The following is an 18740-nucleotide window of genomic DNA, read 5'->3' on the forward strand; positions in this document are numbered from 1 at the left end:
AGCCCTGGATTTGGCCCAGGGCTTTCTGTCTGCGATCCAATGGCAAAACCAACGGATCGCAAAAGGCTAATGGGGGATGATTTACATCATGCCGCCCATTCCTCCCATACCACCCATTCCTCCCATACCGGCCATGCCAGCACCTGAGTCTTTCGATTCTGGTTTGTCAGTAATGGTTACTTCGGTAGTGAGGATCATCGCTCCAATGGAAGCTGCGTTTTGAAGTGCAGAACGAACCACTTTTGCCGGGTCAACAACACCTGCTTTGATTAAGTCTTCCCAAACCATAGTCAGAGCGTTGAATCCTTCATTTCCTTTTTTAGCACGAGCTTGTTCTACAATCACAGATCCTTCAAGACCTGCATTCGCAGTGATCATACGGATTGGTTCCTCTAATGCACGTAAAATGATGTTCACACCAGTTTGTTCGTCGCCTACAAGTTTCAGTGCTCTCACTGCATCTTGTGCACGAAGTAGAGTCAGTCCACCACCAGGAACGATTCCTTCTTCTACTGCTGCGCGTGTTGCAGAAAGTGCATCTTCCACACGAGCTTTTTTCTCTTTCATTTCTACTTCAGTAGCAGCACCCACGTGAATGACAGCAACACCACCAGCAAGTTTTGCAAGGCGTTCTTGGAGTTTTTCACGATCGTAATCAGATGTAGTATCTTCGATTTGTTTTTTGATTTGGTTTACGCGACCTTGGATGTCTTTAGAAGCACCAGCACCTTCGATGATGGTTGTGTTTTCTTTGTCCACTACCACTTTTTTAGCGCGACCGAGCATCTTCACTTCAGCATTTTCCAATTTCATTCCGAGGTCTTCAGAAATTACTTGGCCTGCTGTTAGAACAGCGATGTCTTCGAGCATAGCTTTTCTTCTATCACCAAAACCAGGAGCTTTCACAGCCACACACTGAATGGTTTTACGAAGAGTGTTGACTACGATTGTTGCAAGAGCTTCCCCTTCCACTTCTTCTGCGATGATGACAAGTGGTCGTCCCGCTTGTGCAATTTTTTCGAGCACAGGAAGAAGATCTTTCATAGACGCAATTTTTTTGTCATAAATTAAGATGAATGGATCGTTAAAAGTTGCGACCATTGCTTCTGGATCCGTCACCATGTAAGGTGAAATGTATCCACGATCAAATTGCATACCTTCTACGATATCAAGTGTTGTTTCGATTGATTTTGCTTCATCAACAGTGATCACACCTTCTTTACCTACTTTGTCAAAAGCTTGAGCAATTAGGTTACCGATTTCTGGATCGTTGTTTGCAGAGATAGTAGCAACGTTTGCATATTCTGCTTTGCTATTGATTTTAATTGCGTGTTTTTTGATTTCTTCCACAGCGACAACAACTGCTTTGTCAATTCCGTGTTTGAGTGCCATTGGGTTTGCACCCGCAGTTACGTTTTTCAAACCTTCGTTAATGATCGCTTGTGCAAGGATCGTTGCAGTTGTAGTTCCGTCTCCTGCGATGTCGTTAGTTCTTGTAGAAACTTCCTTCACCATTTGAGCGCCCATGTTTTCGATTGCATCTTCTAGTTCGATTTCTTTAGCAACAGTCACACCATCTTTTGTGATCGTAGGGGATCCAAATTTTTTATCGATCACTACGTTACGACCTTTTGGTCCAAGGGTTACTTTTACTGCGTTAGCAAGTTTGTTTACTCCGCTAAGAAGTTTTCTACGTGCTGTTTCATCAAATTCAATTGTTTTAGCCATAATTGATTATTTCCTTCTATAATTAGTTTGTAACAACACCGAGGATGTCGCTTTCACGGATAATGAGTAAATCACGTCCGCCTTGTTTGATTTCAGTTCCAGAATACTTTCCGTATAGAACTGTATCTCCTACCTTTACTTCTAAAGGAATGAGTTTTCCGTCTTCATAACGTCCTTGTCCAACAGCGATGATTTTCCCTTCTTGTGGTTTTTCTTTTGCTGTGTCTGGTACGATGATGGATCCGATTTTTTCTTCCGACTCATTCTTTGGCTCTACGACCACTCGGTCGCCTAAAGGTTTGATTGATGCCATGAGTAACTCCTTGTATGCAATCTGTTGATGATTCCGAGTTTAGCACCATTTCAAAAAGAGTGCTAAACTCAATTACCATAAAACGATTGGGGGAAGGATTCGTCAAGCACTTTCAAGCAAAGAGTGCTAAAATGAAATTAGAACCCGAAAAGCCCCGTTTTTTTGCGTTTTGAGCCCCGTTTGGGTGTGACCCCGAGCATTCCAAGGAGACCCCGAGTGACCTCTTTCGCAACCGTGCGACCCACTTCTCTTGCGAGTGGGTTTTTGGAAAGGGTTTCCACAAAACTAGGGTCTTCCTTTTCTTTGGCTCGTTTGGATTTGGTTCGTTTTTCGCCGGACTCTTCTTCGGCGGCTTCTGTTTCGTCGGCAATGGTTTCCATTTTTTTGGAGAGCATTTCGTGAGCACTTTCCCGGTCGAGGGTGGTCTGGTATTTTTTCACCAAATCCGATTTTGCGATTTTGGAATTCAGTTCTTCAGGACTTAAAATTCCCATCCGTGAAGCGGGCGGGGCAAGTAAAGTACGAACGAGTGGGGTAGGAGTTCCCTTGGGATTGAGTGCTGTAATGAAAGCCTCACCAATTCCAAGTTCTGTGATCACTTCTTTGGTATCATAAAACTCAGTTTCGGGGTAATTTTCAGAAGCAGTTTTTATCGCCTTGCGGTCGTTTGCTGTAAAAGCGCGGAGGGCATGTTGGACTTTAAGACCCAGTTGGCCCAAAATTTCTTTTGGTAAGTCTGTGGGTGATTGGGTGCAAAAGATAATGCCAACCCCTTTCGAACGGATGAGGCGCACCATCGTTTCCAATTGTTTGAGAAGGTCACTCGAGGCTTCATCAAAAACCAAGTGGGCTTCATCAATGAATAAAACGAGTTTTGGTTTTTCTAAATCACCTTCTTCTGGAAAACTCGCATAAATTTCAGTAAGCAGTGATAACATAAAGGTAGAGAAGAGGCGAGGTTTGGTTTGGATATCGGTCAAACGAATGATGGAAATTTTGGCTTTTTTGGATTCAGTTTGAATCAGATCATTGACATCAAAAGAAGGTTCTCCAAAAAAATCTTCTCCCCCTTGGCCTTCGAGTTCGATGAGTTTCCTTAAGATTATGGAGATACTTTGTGAGGATACAGTTCCGTATTCTTTTTCCAATTCTTCTTTGCCCGCATCATTGATGTATTGGAGGGCTTTTTTAAAATCTTTTGTATCTAAAATGGGAAGACCCAAATCATCACAGTATTTAAAAACTAAAGAGACGACACTCCCTTGTGTATCATTCAATTCCAAAATACGTGAGATAAGCACTGGCCCAAATTCGGCAATGGTGGCCCGAAGTCGGACCCCCGGTTCTTTGGATAGGGATAAAAATTCCACAGGATAAGAGGAGGGTTTCCAATCGATTCCGAGAGCCTTGGTCCGTTCTTTGATTTTGTCATTTTCTTCGCCTGGTTCGGCTAGGCCCGAAAGGTCCCCCTTGATGTCCATAAGGACAACGGGAACACCCGCCTCGGATAAAGACTCTGTTAGGAGTTGGAGGGTTTTGGTTTTACCGGTTCCTGTGGCACCAGCGATCAGGCCATGTCGATTCAGAGTAGAGAGGGGAATGGAAACGGTAGCTTCCTTATGTGTTTCTCCATCAAACATGCCAGAACCCAAATAGAGAGATCCTTTGGATGGGTATCCTTCGTTTATTTTTGAATCAAATGCATCTGATTTTTTAGCCATTACCGTCTCCTTGAATCCTCTACTTGTTTCGATAGAGAATCGCAGTCAATGTTTTCTATCGCAAGCAAAACGATCGTGATTTGCCTAAACGGCCAAAAACCAAAGAACAAATTTCTCGTACTCGTACTAATATGGTTTGAGTTTTTCAAAATTCTTTTTATGGTTAGGATGTGGCACGTATCCAATTTTTATCCCTTTCTAAACTCGTATTTTTTTCTCTATTTGTTTCTGTTTTTGTCCAATGCAATCGCTCCATTCCTAGTTTGGCGCCTGCAAAAAACATCCAGGCCGGAGTCCTTGACCTAAGCATAGAAGACCCAAAAACTTTGGATCCTTTTCCGCTTGCTGGTGAGTGGGAGGCATTTCCTGGCGAACTTCCTGAAACAGAAGAGGAGTTTAAAGCCTTAGAAAAAAAAGAACCGATCCGGCTTGCCGTGCCCGCATATTGGGTAAACCAAAACCTTCCTGCACATGGATTTGTAACTTATCGTTTGAAATTAAAAGTAAACGAACCTTTGAACTTAATGTTTTACTTAAGGGAAACCTCTTCGGCCTATAGAGCGTATTACCACAACGCGGAAAGGGGACTTGTCCTTCTCGGTTCTGCCGGAAAAGTTTCCAAAACTAAAGACGGTTCCATCGGGTATTATTTAGAAACGGCCCGTTCCTTTCGTGCCACACCCTCGACTGTTTTGTATCTACAAATCTCAAATTACCTTTATTCACGAGGCGGCCCTTATTATTCCCCAGTTTTAGGAGAAGTGGGTAAAACTGTTTTGTATTTACGATTTAAAGAACGTAAAAAAGCATTTTTCTTCGCTAGTTTTTTTGTCCTTGCGATCTCTCATTTATTTCTATACATCCATCGCAGAAAAGACAAATCTCCTCTTTGGTTTTCTTTGCTTTGTATCTCTTGGCTCATCCGTATTTTACTTTTTGATCGAGTTTCTCGGGATTGGTTTCAAGCATCCGATTGGCTCGAGATGTTGCAGATTCGAGTGGAGTACATGGCTTTTTGTGGCATTCAATGTTTTAGTCTTTTGTTTTTCTTTCAAAACCAAGCCAACTTCCTTCCTCAAAAGTACAAACGTTATCTTTTGATTCCTATCCTTTTGGAATTTATAATCATCGCCACAACACCGTACGCTGTGTACACAAAACTTCTGATTTTCAGTCAGGCGTATATGGCAATCATTCTAGTAGTTGCTATGATTGCGGCCTTTCGCTCCACTTTCCAAAGAGAAACCCGATACATAGGAAGTATCATTTTATTTGGAACCATTATCATGCTCTCTGCGACTATTTATGATTCCATAGTGTTTTTTAAACGTTGGGATTTGCCAATGCTCACCGAACTCGGTTTTGCTATCTTTTGTATGTGTCTTGCCATTGTAATTTCTAAACAAAATGCACATACCTGGGAAACTGCCGAATACCTAACACTCAATTTAAGAAAAGAAGTGGAATGGAAAACGATAGAACTCCGAAAAGAAAAGGAAAAAGCCGAAAAAACAGGAGAACTCAAGGATAAGTTTATATCCATTGTGTCTCACGATATAAGGTCTCCACTTTTTGGGATCTCTTCTGTCTTTAATTTACTGACTGAATCCCCACCCTCTCTTTCTCTAGAAAGAGCAAAACAAGTATTAGGTGAAGCATCCACTGGACTTAAAAATATCCTGAGTATGGTAGAGGAACTTATCAAATATTCCCGGTTCCAAAATGCTTCCGTTTTTCCCGATTACCAACTTTTTGATTTTCGCCAAATCACAGACCAACTCATAGAACGTGTCCAAGATATGGCTAAACCCAAAAACATATCCGTTCTCACCCATATAGAAGAGTCCTCGATTGGAATTGGCGACCCCAACTTAATCGAACATTTAATTTGGAACTTACTCACGAATGCAGTGAAGTTTACTAAGGAATCCGGAACAGTTGAAATTTCCCTTACGGAATCCAATAAACATTGGAGTTTGAAAGTCATTGATACGGGAATCGGTATGCCACCTTACTGGTCAGAACATATTTTGGAAGAGGGTTTTCTTTTTGTGAGGAAAGGAACAGCCGATGAAATGGGGGCAGGAGTTGGTCTTGCCTTTTGTAAAGAAGTGGCGGAACGTCATGGTGCAGAACTCATTGTTAAGTCGGAGGAAGAGAAAGGAACTTCTCTTGAGTTATTACTTCCAAACTTTGAAAAAATTGTCCTGGTTCTAGATGATAATCCTGGATATAGAAAACAAATCCGCAAAGTTTTGAAAGACCTACCTTGTATCCTTTGGGAAGAAGAGTATCCCGATCATGCCTTACTTTCTGTGGGTCGTTTGAAACCAGACCTCATCATCGTGGATTTTTCCATGCCAGAAAGAACAGGAATCGATTTTTTACGAGACCTGTATTCCAATTCTGAAATGGAAGAAATTCGTTCTATCTTAGTTTCGAGTTCACACACCGACCCAAACACGGGGTATAAATTAGAAGCTACAGTGATTGAAATTGGCGGAGATGCTTTCCTTACAAAAACATCCCCGGACGAAAAGTTGGTAGAACTAGTAAAACGACTGTTAGATCTAGATACCTAGATTAACACTTGTTCTTTGGCGCGTCCAATGAGTTCCGCAACGGTTTTTGCATTGAATCGGTCTTTGAGCCTACCGACATGGTATTCTACCGTTCTTTTGGATAGGCCAATTTCTGTTCCAATTTCTTGGTAGGTTTTGCCGTGGCCAAGAAGTGTTAAAATTTGTTTTTCCTTTTTGTTGGCAACTTTCCCATCTTGTGGTTTCCGATTGAAACTCAGTTTTAAGTTTTTGGAATAAACCGTCTTTCCTGCAGCGATTTCATTGAGGTTTTTGGTAAGGCTACTCAGATCATCGCTTTTTAAAAGATACCCATCCACACCCGCCTCAATGGCAGAATGAACAATAGGTTGTTCATCAAGCATGGTAAGAGTGACTACTTTTAAGTCTGGGTGTTCTTTTTTCCAATCCTTCACCATATTCAGAACGTTTTCCCCTGGAATCCGTAGATCAAGGAGGACAAAGTCGGGTCTTGTTTCATTTAAGAGAGAGGCAATTTGAGGGGAATGCTCGGCTTCTCCCACAACTTCGAAATCAGGCGAGGAGTTCACAACATGTTTTACGCCAACTCGAGTTACAGCGTGGTCTTCAACGAGTAATACCTTCTTTTTAGGTGTCATATATTTCCCTTTTTTTGGAATCAGGAACCTTTTGTTCCTAGCGTTTCTCCCTAGTAGACGAAGGGAATTGCAAATATTAGTACTATTCCGTCCTATTTGTCCATAAAAAATCGTGGGTCTATCTACTTAATTTTCTCTTGCAAATTCGCTAAATTCTCCCATTTTCAGAGAAATCCTAGGAGTATTATGAATACTAAAGTAGAGAGTCTCAAAAAAATATATCTCTTCCAAAAGTTAAACCAAGACGAACTGTTACACATTGCTGAGAAGATCCGGGAAGTCCACCTACCTCCTAGAAATGTTTTGTATGATATGGGAGAGGAAGCGGCCTCCATGTACATCGTGAAGTATGGAACCTTGCAGATTTCCACCTCCACAAGCCATGGGGACGATGTGAACCTCATCACCCTTGGAGAAGGGGACCATTTTGGGGAATTGCCTTTTTTTGATGATGAAAAACGTTCTGCGAAAGTGGAAGCCAAAGAAAATTCTGAATTATACGAACTTCGTTATGCCGATTTGCATGATATGTTTTCCAAAAACAAGGAAATGGAGCTCAAATTCTACAAAGAAGTGACCCATTATTACATCCGTAGAATGCGAAAGCTCACCCATGACTTGGCTTACGCACGGGAACTTAGAAAACGATTCGCCTAGTGCCTTGTCTTTGTCTATAAAAGACAAAATTGAATCAAAACGAGATTTTTTATCGATCGCTTTCGAAAAAACCTTTTCCATTCCTCAGTTTCTTCCTATTACAGCTAAGGAATGGGTTTCGGATTCCGATACTATTTACGTAGGCAGGGAGAAGGAATGCATGGTGGACCCCGAAATCCTAACCGAGAAGATCGTAACACAAAATAAGACTTTCTTGGTGGATTTGAAGAAGAACCAGGCGGGATTCTACCTGAAAGTATCGGAGTGGTCGAATAGTAAAAAGTCCTCGATCTTTCTACCGGCAGAAGGAATCGATCGAATGATCGAAATCTTGAATCAATTTAAAAGCCGGATATCCGATAATGAGAATACGAAAGACCCGGAGTTAGGAGCCTTTTAGGAGTGAGTTTCATGGGGAAATTAGGAATGACCAAACTGTTGTTAGGCCTCTTCCTTTCAATAGGAATGTTGTACGCACAGGCAGATACTGGCGGACAAAATACAGCTAACACTGCAAATGATGAGGATAGCCCTCTTAGAAAAATCGTTTTAGATGATTTTGAAGAGGCTGAGGATTGGAGAGTAAAAGCTACCACTCCACTCGGAGAAACAAGAACTTTGAAACTCGTTCAACGCGGGCTCATCAAAGATGTATTCGATGAAAAAACCGTTCCAGAAGATGGCGGGGACAAAATCGAAAAAAACCATATTTTAGGCGTCAAAACACATTTTGCTGCTAAAGGATTGGATCGTGTTGAATTGTACCCACCACATGAGTACATCATCAAAGGGAAAGTAAGACAAATCTCTGTTTGGGTTCTTGGTAGAAAGTACAGACATACTTTATTTGCAAAATTTAGAGATTATAAAGACGTAACGCATAATATCCGTTTGGGTCGATTGGATTTCTTCGGATGGAGAAAACTTACGGCTACAATTCCAGGATTTATTCCACAAAGTACAAGATTTGCACTTTTAGATAAAAATTTGCATTTTGTTTCTCTCTTCATAACATCTGATGTTCATGAAGTAGCAGGGGACTTTTACTTCTATGTTGATGATCTCCAAGTGAGAACTGACAGGTCTGAAGCAAAATACCCTGGATCTGAAATTAAGGACAATTGGTAAGCGGGAGAAAGGAACAATGGAAAATAAAAAAACAAAAATCCTAACTTTAGTAGCCCTAACGTCCCTCGCTCTCGTTGGTTTTGCACAAGCGCAATACAAAGTTTCCAACGGAGTGGCAACACCTATCGGAAACGATATAGGAGCTTTGGAACTTAAAGCCATCACGATCGAATCTTGGGACACACCAACGTCTACTGCTTCCTATGGTTGGGAAGTGTTCACTGACAAAGACGGTGTGAACAAAGATGGCACGGGCGATATGAAATACGATGAGAACAACAAATATTCACCTGTTCTCAACGATCCGGCAAAATCTCCTCTTGTGATGAGAGAAGTAAAACTAATTCCAGGAAAACCTGGCGATGTAAAAAACGTAGATGCGGGAAATGCAAAAGTATTGGCAGTCAAATTCCAATTCACTTTCCCAGGTAACAACGTTGTTACAGTTCGTCCTCCTCGTGCTCCTGAATATGAAGTAACTCGTGCAAGGCCGTATATCGATGCTGACAACAAAAAGAAAATCGAAAAAGTTTATGGAATCGAAGCTCCAGGAAATGTAAAAGCCATTTCTGTTTGGGTTCTCGGCCGTGGTAACGAATACGATTTAGAAGGTTGGATCGAAGACTATAATGGCAATAGCCATATTTTCCCTTTCGGTTCCTTGGACTTTGTGGGTTGGAGACCTCTCCAAATCATCATCCCTCCAGGAATTCCGCAAGAGGCAAATGCTTTCCCTGCAACAAGAAACTTGATTTTCAAACAGTTTAAAATTCGTTCTAGACCAAACTCTGGTCCTGAGCCAGTTTACCTTTTCTTTGATGAACTTCGAGTTCTTTCGGACACTTTCGAAGTTCACTTTGATGGGGCAAATCTTGACTTTGATGAAGAAGATTGTAAAAGCAAAGTTAAAATGGAGCAAATGCTTCAGAAGTCCGGTGCCATCTCCACAGGTGCGAAGATTCGCGATTGTGGTGGAAGTAACGGTTCTTCCCAAAACAAGTAGATTCCTTACTCACTCCTGGGGGTTACTCCTTGGGGACCAGGAAAACCCAGCCAAGCGGCTGGGTTTTTTGGCTTTACAGAATCGAACGGACCTAAAAAATGAACTCTAGGACTGTTCTTTTCGCGGATTCATCGCTAAATTTACCGTAACAACTTTATAGGAACTATGAACACCCTTTATTGGAAATACGAAGAGGGAGATTCTTTTCATGCCTGATACTATTACCGAAGACAAATCAAACAAAATCGCCGACAACGACAAACTAACACCTCTCTTTAATGAGGAAATTTATGTGCGTGCTGATGCTGGAACGGTTCCCGTTTCCAAATTCAAAATCTTTGACGATGTCATTGATGCATATAAGGCAGAAAATCGTTTAGCGGAAGCTAAACAAAAAATTGAAGACCATTTCAAAGAACATCCTGAGTCTATCTCCGCCAAATATATGTTAATGATTATTTCTTTCATGGAAGATTCCATGGGAGACGCAAATTTGGTGAAGAGCATTTTGGATTCTTTCAAAGCTCACGCAAAATGGACTATCATTGAATACATTACTGATTCTATTTTACGATTTGGTGATCATAGGCTTGCTCTCCGCGTAAAAGCAGAGGCACTTGATAAACTCAAGAAAAACAAAGAACTCAAAGTAGTTCTTGAGAAACTTGCCAAACAAGATCGTAAAAACCCAGAGATTGCAAAGAAGTATGGCTTTTCCATTATGGAAGAGGACAAACCGAAAGCAATTTCCTATCTCAAACTCGCAGTTGAGATGTATGCAAAGAACAAAGAATACGTTCCGATGGAGGAAATTTGGCCTACCATAGTTCAAAATAACTATGAGGATGTTTCTTTCTTCGATAAAATTGAACGTATCCTTCTTGGCCAAAGAGAAAAAACTCGCCTTGTTGGACTTCTTTATCCAATCGTTGAACCTTTTAAGGCAATGGAAGATTGGGATCATGTCATCTACTTCTTAAAAAAGATTTTAGAACATGAAGCAGCATCTCAAAAAGCAAGAAACGAACTCATTCGTGCTTACAAACAAAAATACACTGCACACTCACTACTAGAAGATTTCCTCAAAATGAGTGAACTGGGTAACAACCGTAAACCGGTAAAACTTTGTATCACCAACTTCGAAAGAAATATCGTATTTGATACTGGTAACTATGTAATGCATAGAAACTGGGGTGTAGGTAAAATTACATCCATCTCCCAAACCGGAGATTCTATCTTTGTTGATTTTGAAGAAAAGAAAGACCATAAACTTTCTATCCAAATGGCTATCACTTCTTTAAAACCATTGAAGAAAGACCATATTTGGGTACAACACTACGAAGACAAAAATGGTATCAATTCCATGTTTGCTGAGAACTTACCTGAGTTTTTAAAACAACTTCTGAAATCTTATGACAACCGAATGATCATTGGTGACATGAAGAACGAACTCATCGGAACCTTTTTGAAACAAGAAGAATGGTCTAAGTGGTGGGCGAAGGTGAAGTCGGTTCTGAAAAAAGAAGCGAATATCGGAATGAATCCTAAGAAAAAGGATGAAGTGGTTTACCATGAAAAACCGATCACTCACTCCGAAACTCTCACTCAGAAATTCCAAGCAACCAGTGATAGTAATAAAAAATTAGAAATCGCTATGGAAGCGGTTCGTGATGCGGATGAAGCCGCAGAAGCTGGTGACTTTTTTATCTCTCATTATAGCGAAGAAGAGTCAGCAAGAGATTCCATTCGTAAACTCTCTGCTTATTTGTATTTGGAAGAAGCAGGTAAAGCTTGGCCGACAGAAGAGTTTTCTCATAAAATTCGCGAACAAGAATTATCAACGCTCATTCAGTCCCTTTCTAAAGACGAAGCTCTGAAGATCTCCAAAGCATTGGAAAATACGGATATCAAAAAAGGATTTAAGGATCTCATCCGTACCTACCATCCAGAGGCGATCAATATTCTCATTGGACTTTTATTTGAAGTCCCAGTAAAGGTAAACCGATCTGTTTTCCAAAACTTAGTAGCGGATGAAAAATTTGCAGAACTCAATTTGTTTGTAGAAACAGTTTCTAACAAATCGAAAGAAAACCCTGAGGTTTTCCTTTGGGTCGCAAAATCGATCCTATCTCATACTTGGAAGTTTGATTGGTTGAAGGTAAGTGAAGAAGATTTAGTTCTTCGCGTATTCCGTATCCTCAAACCCCTTGCAAAGATTGAAGACAAAGGAACGAAACTCAAAAACCAAGCGATGGACATTCTTTTTGGAAAGGATAATAGCCTTCTCCGAGACATTTTAACCAACGCAGACGATGAGTATGTTCGTAAACTTTTTGCCCTTTTCAAAGAAGTTCCTTATGTAACTGATTTAGAAAAAGACCAACTATATGCGCTTATCAACGAACTCAAACCAAACATTGTTTGGGATGAATACGATTCAGAAGAAGATGCTGATGATGATCCTTTAGCAAACCTTCCAAACGATGTGGTACTTGTGACTCGTCGTGCCTTCAATGCGAAAAAACTAGAGTTTGAACACCTTGTAAACGTAGAGATGGCTGAAAACTCGCGTGATATTGGAGAGGCCCAAGAGAAAGGGGACTTACGAGAAAACGCAGAATACAAAGCAGCGATGGAAAAACAATCTCAGTTACAAGCGGCCATCAAACGATTGGAAGCAGAACTGAAAAGTGCAAGGATTCTCGACCTAAGTGATGTAAAATCTGACAAAGTAGGAATCGGAACCACAGTGCGTTTGAAAAACAAACAAAGTGGCGAAGTGGTTACTTATTCGATTCTTGGGGCATGGGATGCGGATACTGAAAAGAATATCATCTCATACCAGTCACCACTCGCAAAATCACTTCTTGGCAAACATACTGGAAACGAAGCGTTACTTGTTTTCGGATCCACAGAAACTGTTTACGAAGTATTGGATATTGCTCGTTACTCCATGACAGGACAAGAGGCCTGAAGTTCTTCCGACCAACCGCTAGTAGAAATTAAATCCACAAACGGTTCGGAAACATTTCCGGCGAAATCAAAGGCCTTAGCTTCCAAAAGAAGATAAGGCCTTTCTTTTTGTAGGCTTTTCGGAATGATCACTCGGATGGCACGCCTGTCGGGATCGTATTCATAGGGATATGTTTGTCCGTCGAGCATGAGCTCAACACTCGTTCGAAATCCACTTCCCACGTCTCCAATGACATAAAACCTTTCTTCAAAACAATGGTTCCTCACTTCTGGAAGTTCGATGTAGCGGGCAAGGGAGGTCATAGGAAAGATTGTCGGTGGAGTTTCATCAGACAAAACCATAAGATATCCAAGTTTTGTAAGTTTAAAACTAAAACCATTTGGTTTTCTTTTTTGGGTGATGGATTGAAATTTCTGAATGGAAGAATCATAAAAATAAAGGGAATCTTTTATAGTTGGCGTATAACCCATATTCCATTCTCCTAATCCTTCTCCCTTCCAACTCATTTTTTTTGTATCTATTTGGTAGATTTTTCCTTTGAGGGGAAGACCTACTGGAATTTTAAAAGGAATCTCTTTTTTACTGATTTCGTTGATGAGTAAAGTTCCTTCTCCTGAAACTTCTGCTTTAGACAAATCCAAACTAACTTTTCCCTCTGGAGAGTTGTAACTGTTTCCATTCTTCCGATTTTTAACAAACCGAATGGGTTCTGTATTATTTTTCTCATGGATCACAGTAAAAACTACCGAAGATTTGTTTCCTGTCGCATCCCGAAGTGAAACTACTAATTCTAATTTTTCTTTTGGTTTGTAACTTTCCAAATCCAAAGAAAAACCTTCTTCTTTGAAATTTTTGGACCGTTCATATATATGATAAAAATAAACGGGTGGTGAGAGTGAGGACCTATTGATATCGTAGAACTGGTGTTTTTTGGACCCATCTTCATAAGCTAAAAAATCGAAATTACGACTAAAAATAGTTTTTCCATTCACAGACAAGTCCATCCCATACACGTTGTTTTTGTTTCGGGAACGAATCAAATCATAACCACTCAAACGAATGCGTACCTTGCCTGTAAGAGTGATGGATTCAAATAAATCTCCTGTGTCTGTAAACAAATCATACTTCCCTTTAGATTTTTCTTTGGCCAAAAGAAGCATGGGTTTTTCTAAATTGTCGCCTTCCAAATACATGGAAAGGATAGTGGGAGGAGTGGTATCTTTTTGATGGATTTCTTGAAAGTAAAGAGGATTGATATTTCCTTTTTCTGATCGAAATTCTAAATGGAGGTGCGATATCCCAGATCCCGATTCTCCTGTTTTTCCAAGAGAAATTCCTTTTTTAGCCGTAAATAAACCCGGAGGGAGTTTGAGTTGAAAACCGTTTGGATCTCCCATTAGTAGAATGGCTTGCCTCAAAAGTTCTAAATCATACAAACTACCACCAAAGGAATGTAAGTGGGCATATTTGGATTTCAATTTGTATTTTGGACTATAAAGATTGAGAGAAAGTCCGTATCCCGTTTTCGAATAACTGATTTCTTCAATATAACCATCAAACGTTGCTAAGATGCTGTGACCATTCAGGCCATAAGATTTGAAATCAGATCCCAAATGTAAGTTATGGTTACGAATTTCAGCAAAGGTTCCAGAAACCGGAGAGTAGTAGGGTAGGGGAAAACCCACCTCACTATGGGGAATTTCTGGAATTTTAGTTTGTCCCCATAGAGCTAAAGGGCCAAGGCAAAGTAGGATTGTAAAAGTACGAAGAAGAGATATCTCCATGGGAGAATCAGAATCCTACCACTTGCTTTGTCATGCCTTTCCTGAAATCTAGAGAATTTCCCTTCGTTTCGATTCCCTTGACAAACTAGACTTGGGACCTAAGATGACAGGGAACATTTCTGTATGAAACAAGGCATTGTATCCTTTTTAATCCTCGCCATTTCTGGTTGTGCCTTTTTATCGAAGGAACCGGGAAGACCTCCCAAAATTGATGGGGTTCCTATCCCCGATTCTAAACGTTTGATCTACATTCAAAATGTTAGAAACAATACCTACTCTCCCGGAATGCACACCCGCCTTACCCAAATGATTATGGAAGAAATTGACAGACGCGGAAGGTTTATCACAACAAGAGAAAAAACTCTCGCGAAATACAGGTTGTATGCGGAGATTGTTCACTACCAACAAGTCGGAGATCTTATGGATCTTGCGGACAGACAAATTACCTCGGAACTATTCGTAGTCACTCGAGTGGAAATCATTGAGGCGGAGACGGGAAATAAAATCCCTATGGAACGCAGTGAAATTCCTGGACGGGTCCATTTTTCTACACAGATTGGATTTCGGGAATCAGAATTGGAAGCTCAGAATCGCCTACTTCGGGTGATGGCACTTCGAATTGCTGAAGAATCAGAAAGAGCATGGTATTATTCTCTTTCTGGAATTTTGAATTAAGTTGAATCATTAGGAGACAAACCTTGCAAAACGATCCTATTTCCACAGACGACACAAAAAAGGAGATGCTCGCCTTCGAAGAGTATCTTAAAGAAAAAGGACTCAAAATTACCAACCAACGTTTGTTAGTTGCTCAAAAGATTTTTTCTTCACACAATCATTTTACTGCTGAAGGTCTTTTGGATGAATTAAAGGACAATAAGGATCGTATCTCCAAAGCAACCATTTACAGAATCCTCGCGATTATGGTGGAGGCGGGGCTCCTTGAGGAACATGATTTTGGGAAAGATTACAAATACTACGAACATATCATTGGTCATGAACACCATGATCATATCATTTGTATGCAATGTGGCCGAATTGTAGAGTTTATCGATGCAAGAATTGAAGAGTTACAAAACAAAGCCGCATCAGAAAATGGATTTACCATCACTGGTCATAGTTTGAATATATTTGGAAATTGTCTGAATTTTGCAAATTGTGAACATAAAATCAGAAAATAGTGTTTTCTATTTTTAAAGAAAGATCGAAAGACTCTGGATCTTACGCAAGAACTGGAACTCTTTTACTTAACGGAGTTCAAATTGAGACTCCTATTTTTATGCCTGTGGGAACAAGAGGGAGTATCAAATCTCTCTCTTCCTCGGATATTGATGAATTAGGTTATAATTTAATCCTTGCCAATACTTATCATTTATATCTAAAACCCGGCAAAGAAGTATTAGATCATTTTCATGGTCTAAAAAATTTCATGTCTTACAAACGAGCCTTACTGACAGACTCGGGTGGGTTTCAGGTCTTTAGCCTAGCTAGTCTTTTTAAATTCGAAGAGGATGGAGTTCGGTTTCAGTCCCATATTGATGGGAGCCATCATAAATTCACTCCTGCTTCTGTGATTGATATGCAACGTTCGATTGGATCTGATATTATGATGGTCCTCGACGATTGTGCGCCTTATGGAAGTGACCTCAAACGATTAGAACTCGCGCTGGACAGAACACACCGCTGGGCCAAAGAATCTTATGAATATTGGATGGAAAGGCCTAATGGCCAAAATGTATTTCCCATAGTCCAAGGAGGGGTCAATGAATCCCTTAGAAAACGAAGTTTAGATACATTACAAAATATAAATTTTCCAGGAATTGCCATTGGCGGACTCAGTGTAGGGGAGCCGAGGCCAGAATACATTCGCATTTTAGAATGTATGGCACCTTATTTCGACCAGGCGCGTCCTCGTTATCTAATGGGTGTAGGAACCGTTGTGGACATTCTGGAAGGTGTAAAGAATGGTGTCGACATGTTTGACTGTGTATTGCCAACAAGGAACGCTAGAAATGGCCAAGTGTTCACCTCTTTTGGCAAACTCAACTTAAGGAATGAAGTCCATCGATTGGCAGATGGTCCCATTGACCCCGAATGTGGGTGTAAGGTTTGTAAAACATATAGCCTTGGCTACATTCGCCACTTACATAAGGTGAAGGAATTGACTGCTTTCTCACTCTCAACGTATCACAACTTATATTTTATGCAAAGCTTCATGGAAAGGATGCGAAAGGCCATAGAAATAGGCAATTTTAAGGGTTTTTATGACCATTGGAAAAATTTGTTTGGTAGCTAAAATTATTAGGTTGACGTATCTCTTTTTTTTGAATGCAATTGTACCGTCATTTCTACATTGATTGTAGCTTCATTGAGGAGTCTCTAGACACACATGGAAATCACCAGAAGGGAAAAAGATAAAATCGTAGTCCTCGATATTAACGGGGAAATCGACCTTTATAACGCGCCTGAGATCAAGGATGTAATCGCCAAATTGATCGAAGAACAAAAGTATTGCATCGTCATCAATCTCGAGAAGGTTTCCTACATCGACTCTTCCGGAATTGGAGCTTTAATTTCAAGTTTGTCCAACTTGAAGAAATACCAAGGTGGGCTTAAAATCATCAACGTGGCTGGTTCGGTTCGTAAAGTATTTGAACTCACAAAGTTGACTTCATTTTTTGAAATTTTTGACAGCGAAGACGAAGCCGTCACTGCTTTTAAGTAAAAGGGGAAGCGTATTTGCGCTTCTCTCTTACAAACCCCCCGAAGAAAAATTAAGGAGCTTGTTATGTTAAGAAAGGAAAAGACAGCAGTCTTTCTCTCTGGATTGGTATTGTTCTCTATCGGATTTGTTAATTGTGCACAAGAACTTCCAGTGAAAGAACTTGCGCTTGCAAAATCTCAAGTAGAAAGAGCAGAAAGACTTTCTGCAGAAGAATATGCTCCGGAAGAATTTTCCGAAGCAAAAAGAAGTTTAATTTCTGCGAATGAATTTGCTTCTGAAGAAAAAGCATCTGACTCCAAAAAGAGTGCGGACTATGCTATTTCTAAAGCTTATGATGCTTTGGAAAAAACTCTACCGAAACTTGCTGCTAAATCTCGCGAAGAAGCAGTAACGGCCATTGATGCTGCGGACGAAGCGTACGCTTCTGAATACACTCCTGAAGAATTTAAAAAAGCGGTTACGGCTCGTGATGCTGGGGAAACAAAGTTAGCACAAGCGGATGCTAGCCTTGCGTCCTATTTACGTGAAGACAAAGACGAAACAGCAAAAGAATTAAAACGGACCGTTGCCTTACAAGAATATGAAGATGCACACAATAATTTTGTAGAAGCGGCTAAAATCAGCCAAGATGCAAAGAAGGTTGCTTTGGACCGTTCAGGTTTTGTTCGCCAATCTGCTGATGAAGTGGATGCCGTATTAGAAAAAGCCTATACTTATTCTAAAGGGGGAAACCCTGCTATTGATGAAGAGAAAGCTCGTATAGCTTCTGCACGTGAAGACATTGCCGCTGGTCGTTTGAAAACTGCTGACGAAAAGATCAAAGCCGCAAGTTTGGCTTCAGCTTCTTTGTTACAAGCTTCTGTAAAAGACCATGCAAAAAATCGCAACTTGCAAGCTCGTGAAGTTGTAGAGGATGCAAACGCTCGTTTTGGTGAATTGAACGCTGAAACTTTTTTGAAATCTAATGCAAAAGAATCCTACGCAAGTACTCAAGAAAACCTTGGTGCTTCCAACGAATCTCTTCAAGCTTCAGGTAATCTTTTAGAACAAGAAAAATTTGATGATTCCATTGCTCAGTCGGAAGAAGCCATTCGTTTGGCAGAAATCTCTATTGACCAGGTCGAAACTTTGAAAGGGAAAACTACTGTTGCGAAAAAAGACCGCGCAGCTGTAGAAACGCAAGCTGACAACACTACAAAGACAACGACAACAGAGACAGACGGTGATAAAACATCTTCTTCTCAAATAGAGGAACTTACTGGCGGTTGGAAAAGATACACTGTAGAAAAGTCAAACCCTGCAGATTGCCTTTGGAGAATTGCTGATAGAGAAGATATCTATAACGACGCAAAACTTTGGCCAAGGATTTTTGAAGCAAATCGTAAATCGATTCGTAACAAAAATTTGATTTATCCAAAACAAAAATTGAATATCCCTCCGAAAACTGGGAAAATCGGAAAAGCACCTAAACAATAAACAATGTTTAGGTGATCTGAAAAAAAAGCTGTCGT

At 40.5% G+C, this 18740-nt stretch carries 16 protein-coding genes; 11 read left to right on the forward strand and 5 right to left on the reverse strand.

The genetic code is table 11. The features are described 5' to 3' along the window. Window positions 1-81: 81 nt before the first annotated feature. The 3 genes from groL to LEP1GSC199_RS07525 form a co-directional block, all read right to left on the reverse strand. Window positions 82-1728 (reverse strand): chaperonin GroEL, encoded by a 1647-nt coding sequence (gene groL, locus LEP1GSC199_RS07515; RefSeq protein WP_002980178.1) that lies wholly within the window; start codon window positions 1726-1728, stop codon window positions 82-84. Between the two features lie 22 nt (window positions 1729-1750). After that, on the reverse strand, window positions 1751-2041 hold the full coding sequence (gene groES / locus LEP1GSC199_RS07520) for a co-chaperone GroES (RefSeq protein WP_002975196.1): 291 nt from the start codon (window positions 2039-2041) through the stop codon (window positions 1751-1753). Between the two features lie 137 nt (window positions 2042-2178). Beyond that, complete coding sequence (locus LEP1GSC199_RS07525; protein WP_002980160.1) at window positions 2179-3762, reverse strand: helicase HerA-like domain-containing protein; 1584 nt, start codon at window positions 3760-3762, stop codon at window positions 2179-2181. Window positions 3763-3932: 170 nt separating this feature from the next. Here LEP1GSC199_RS07525 and LEP1GSC199_RS07530 point away from each other — a divergent pair, with 170 nt between their 5' ends. After that, on the forward strand, window positions 3933-6344 hold the full coding sequence (locus LEP1GSC199_RS07530) for a hybrid sensor histidine kinase/response regulator (RefSeq protein WP_002980110.1): 2412 nt from the start codon (window positions 3933-3935) through the stop codon (window positions 6342-6344). Here the strand turns inward: LEP1GSC199_RS07530 and LEP1GSC199_RS07535 are convergent. Next, complete coding sequence (locus LEP1GSC199_RS07535; RefSeq protein WP_002980151.1) at window positions 6341-6961, reverse strand: response regulator; 621 nt, start codon at window positions 6959-6961, stop codon at window positions 6341-6343. The genes LEP1GSC199_RS07530 and LEP1GSC199_RS07535 overlap by 4 nt on opposite strands. A 183-nt stretch (window positions 6962-7144) precedes the next feature. Between LEP1GSC199_RS07535 and LEP1GSC199_RS07540 the strand changes: the two genes are divergently transcribed. From LEP1GSC199_RS07540 to greA, 5 genes are all read left to right on the forward strand, one after another. After that, the gene (locus LEP1GSC199_RS07540; protein WP_198288764.1) at window positions 7145-7618 is read left to right on the forward strand and encodes a cyclic nucleotide-binding domain-containing protein; all 474 of its coding nucleotides are present in this window, start codon (window positions 7145-7147) and stop codon (window positions 7616-7618) included. Between the two features lie 163 nt (window positions 7619-7781). After that, on the forward strand, window positions 7782-8018 hold the full coding sequence (locus tag LEP1GSC199_RS07545; RefSeq protein ID WP_002975368.1) for a DNA-binding protein: 237 nt from the start codon (window positions 7782-7784) through the stop codon (window positions 8016-8018). 11 nt (window positions 8019-8029) lie between these two features. Further along, the gene (gene flaA2 / locus LEP1GSC199_RS07550; protein ID WP_002980173.1) at window positions 8030-8746 is read left to right on the forward strand and encodes a flagellar filament outer layer protein FlaA2; all 717 of its coding nucleotides are present in this window, start codon (window positions 8030-8032) and stop codon (window positions 8744-8746) included. Between the two features lie 16 nt (window positions 8747-8762). Further along, complete coding sequence (gene flaA1, locus LEP1GSC199_RS07555; protein ID WP_002980146.1) at window positions 8763-9749, forward strand: flagellar filament outer layer protein FlaA1; 987 nt, start codon at window positions 8763-8765, stop codon at window positions 9747-9749. 208 nt (window positions 9750-9957) lie between these two features. Continuing rightward, window positions 9958-12723, forward strand: a complete 2766-nt coding sequence (gene greA, locus LEP1GSC199_RS07560; protein ID WP_002980169.1) for a transcription elongation factor GreA — start codon at window positions 9958-9960, stop codon at window positions 12721-12723. Here the strand turns inward: greA and LEP1GSC199_RS07565 are convergent. Next, the gene (locus tag LEP1GSC199_RS07565; protein ID WP_002980149.1) at window positions 12696-14507 is read right to left on the reverse strand and encodes a hypothetical protein; all 1812 of its coding nucleotides are present in this window, start codon (window positions 14505-14507) and stop codon (window positions 12696-12698) included. The two genes, greA and LEP1GSC199_RS07565, sit on opposite strands and share 28 nt — an antisense overlap. A gap of 123 nt (window positions 14508-14630) precedes the next feature. Between LEP1GSC199_RS07565 and LEP1GSC199_RS07570 the strand changes: the two genes are divergently transcribed. The 5 genes from LEP1GSC199_RS07570 (at window position 14631) to LEP1GSC199_RS07590 (ending at window position 18705) form a co-directional block, all read left to right on the forward strand. Next, window positions 14631-15182: an LPS assembly lipoprotein LptE gene (locus LEP1GSC199_RS07570; protein ID WP_002980143.1), complete on the forward strand. Its 552-nt coding sequence runs from the start codon at window positions 14631-14633 to the stop codon at window positions 15180-15182. A 65-nt stretch (window positions 15183-15247) separates the two neighbouring features. Beyond that, the gene (locus LEP1GSC199_RS07575; protein WP_232420710.1) at window positions 15248-15685 is read left to right on the forward strand and encodes a Fur family transcriptional regulator; all 438 of its coding nucleotides are present in this window, start codon (window positions 15248-15250) and stop codon (window positions 15683-15685) included. Next, window positions 15685-16800, forward strand: coding sequence for a tRNA guanosine(34) transglycosylase Tgt (tgt, locus tag LEP1GSC199_RS07580; RefSeq protein WP_002980125.1), 1116 nt, complete (start codon window positions 15685-15687; stop codon window positions 16798-16800). The genes LEP1GSC199_RS07575 and tgt overlap by 1 nt, the downstream gene beginning before the upstream one ends. 93 nt (window positions 16801-16893) lie before the next feature. Then, window positions 16894-17229: an STAS domain-containing protein gene (locus tag LEP1GSC199_RS07585; RefSeq protein WP_002975418.1), complete on the forward strand. Its 336-nt coding sequence runs from the start codon at window positions 16894-16896 to the stop codon at window positions 17227-17229. Window positions 17230-17292: 63 nt separating this feature from the next. Then, window positions 17293-18705, forward strand: a complete 1413-nt coding sequence (locus LEP1GSC199_RS07590) for a lipoprotein LipL71 (RefSeq protein WP_002980175.1) — start codon at window positions 17293-17295, stop codon at window positions 18703-18705. The last annotated feature ends 35 nt before the right edge of the window (window positions 18706-18740 follow it).

Origin of the sequence: Leptospira vanthielii serovar Holland str. Waz Holland = ATCC 700522, from assembly GCF_000332455.1 — a bacterium.
In the GTDB taxonomy this organism is placed as follows: domain Bacteria; phylum Spirochaetota; class Leptospiria; order Leptospirales; family Leptospiraceae; genus Leptospira_A; species Leptospira_A vanthielii.

Excerpts from the sequence above, each read along its gene's own strand:
- groL (WP_002980178.1), bottom strand. The coding sequence starts at position 1,728 with ATGGCTAAAACAATTGAATTTGATGAAACAGCACGTAGAAAACTTCTT.
- groES (WP_002975196.1), bottom strand. The coding sequence starts at position 2,041 with ATGGCATCAATCAAACCTTTAGGCGACCGAGTGGTCGTAGAGCCAAAG.
- LEP1GSC199_RS07525 (WP_002980160.1), bottom strand. The coding sequence starts at position 3,762 with ATGGCTAAAAAATCAGATGCATTTGATTCAAAAATAAACGAAGGATAC.
- LEP1GSC199_RS07535 (WP_002980151.1), bottom strand. The coding sequence starts at position 6,961 with ATGACACCTAAAAAGAAGGTATTACTCGTTGAAGACCACGCTGTAACT.
- flaA2 (WP_002980173.1), top strand. The coding sequence starts at position 8,030 with ATGGGGAAATTAGGAATGACCAAACTGTTGTTAGGCCTCTTCCTTTCA.
- flaA1 (WP_002980146.1), top strand. The coding sequence starts at position 8,763 with ATGGAAAATAAAAAAACAAAAATCCTAACTTTAGTAGCCCTAACGTCC.
- greA (WP_002980169.1), top strand. The coding sequence starts at position 9,958 with ATGCCTGATACTATTACCGAAGACAAATCAAACAAAATCGCCGACAAC.
- LEP1GSC199_RS07565 (WP_002980149.1), bottom strand. The coding sequence starts at position 14,507 with ATGGAGATATCTCTTCTTCGTACTTTTACAATCCTACTTTGCCTTGGC.
- LEP1GSC199_RS07570 (WP_002980143.1), top strand. The coding sequence starts at position 14,631 with ATGAAACAAGGCATTGTATCCTTTTTAATCCTCGCCATTTCTGGTTGT.
- LEP1GSC199_RS07575 (WP_232420710.1), top strand. The coding sequence starts at position 15,248 with ATGCTCGCCTTCGAAGAGTATCTTAAAGAAAAAGGACTCAAAATTACC.
- LEP1GSC199_RS07585 (WP_002975418.1), top strand. The coding sequence starts at position 16,894 with ATGGAAATCACCAGAAGGGAAAAAGATAAAATCGTAGTCCTCGATATT.
- LEP1GSC199_RS07590 (WP_002980175.1), top strand. The coding sequence starts at position 17,293 with ATGTTAAGAAAGGAAAAGACAGCAGTCTTTCTCTCTGGATTGGTATTG.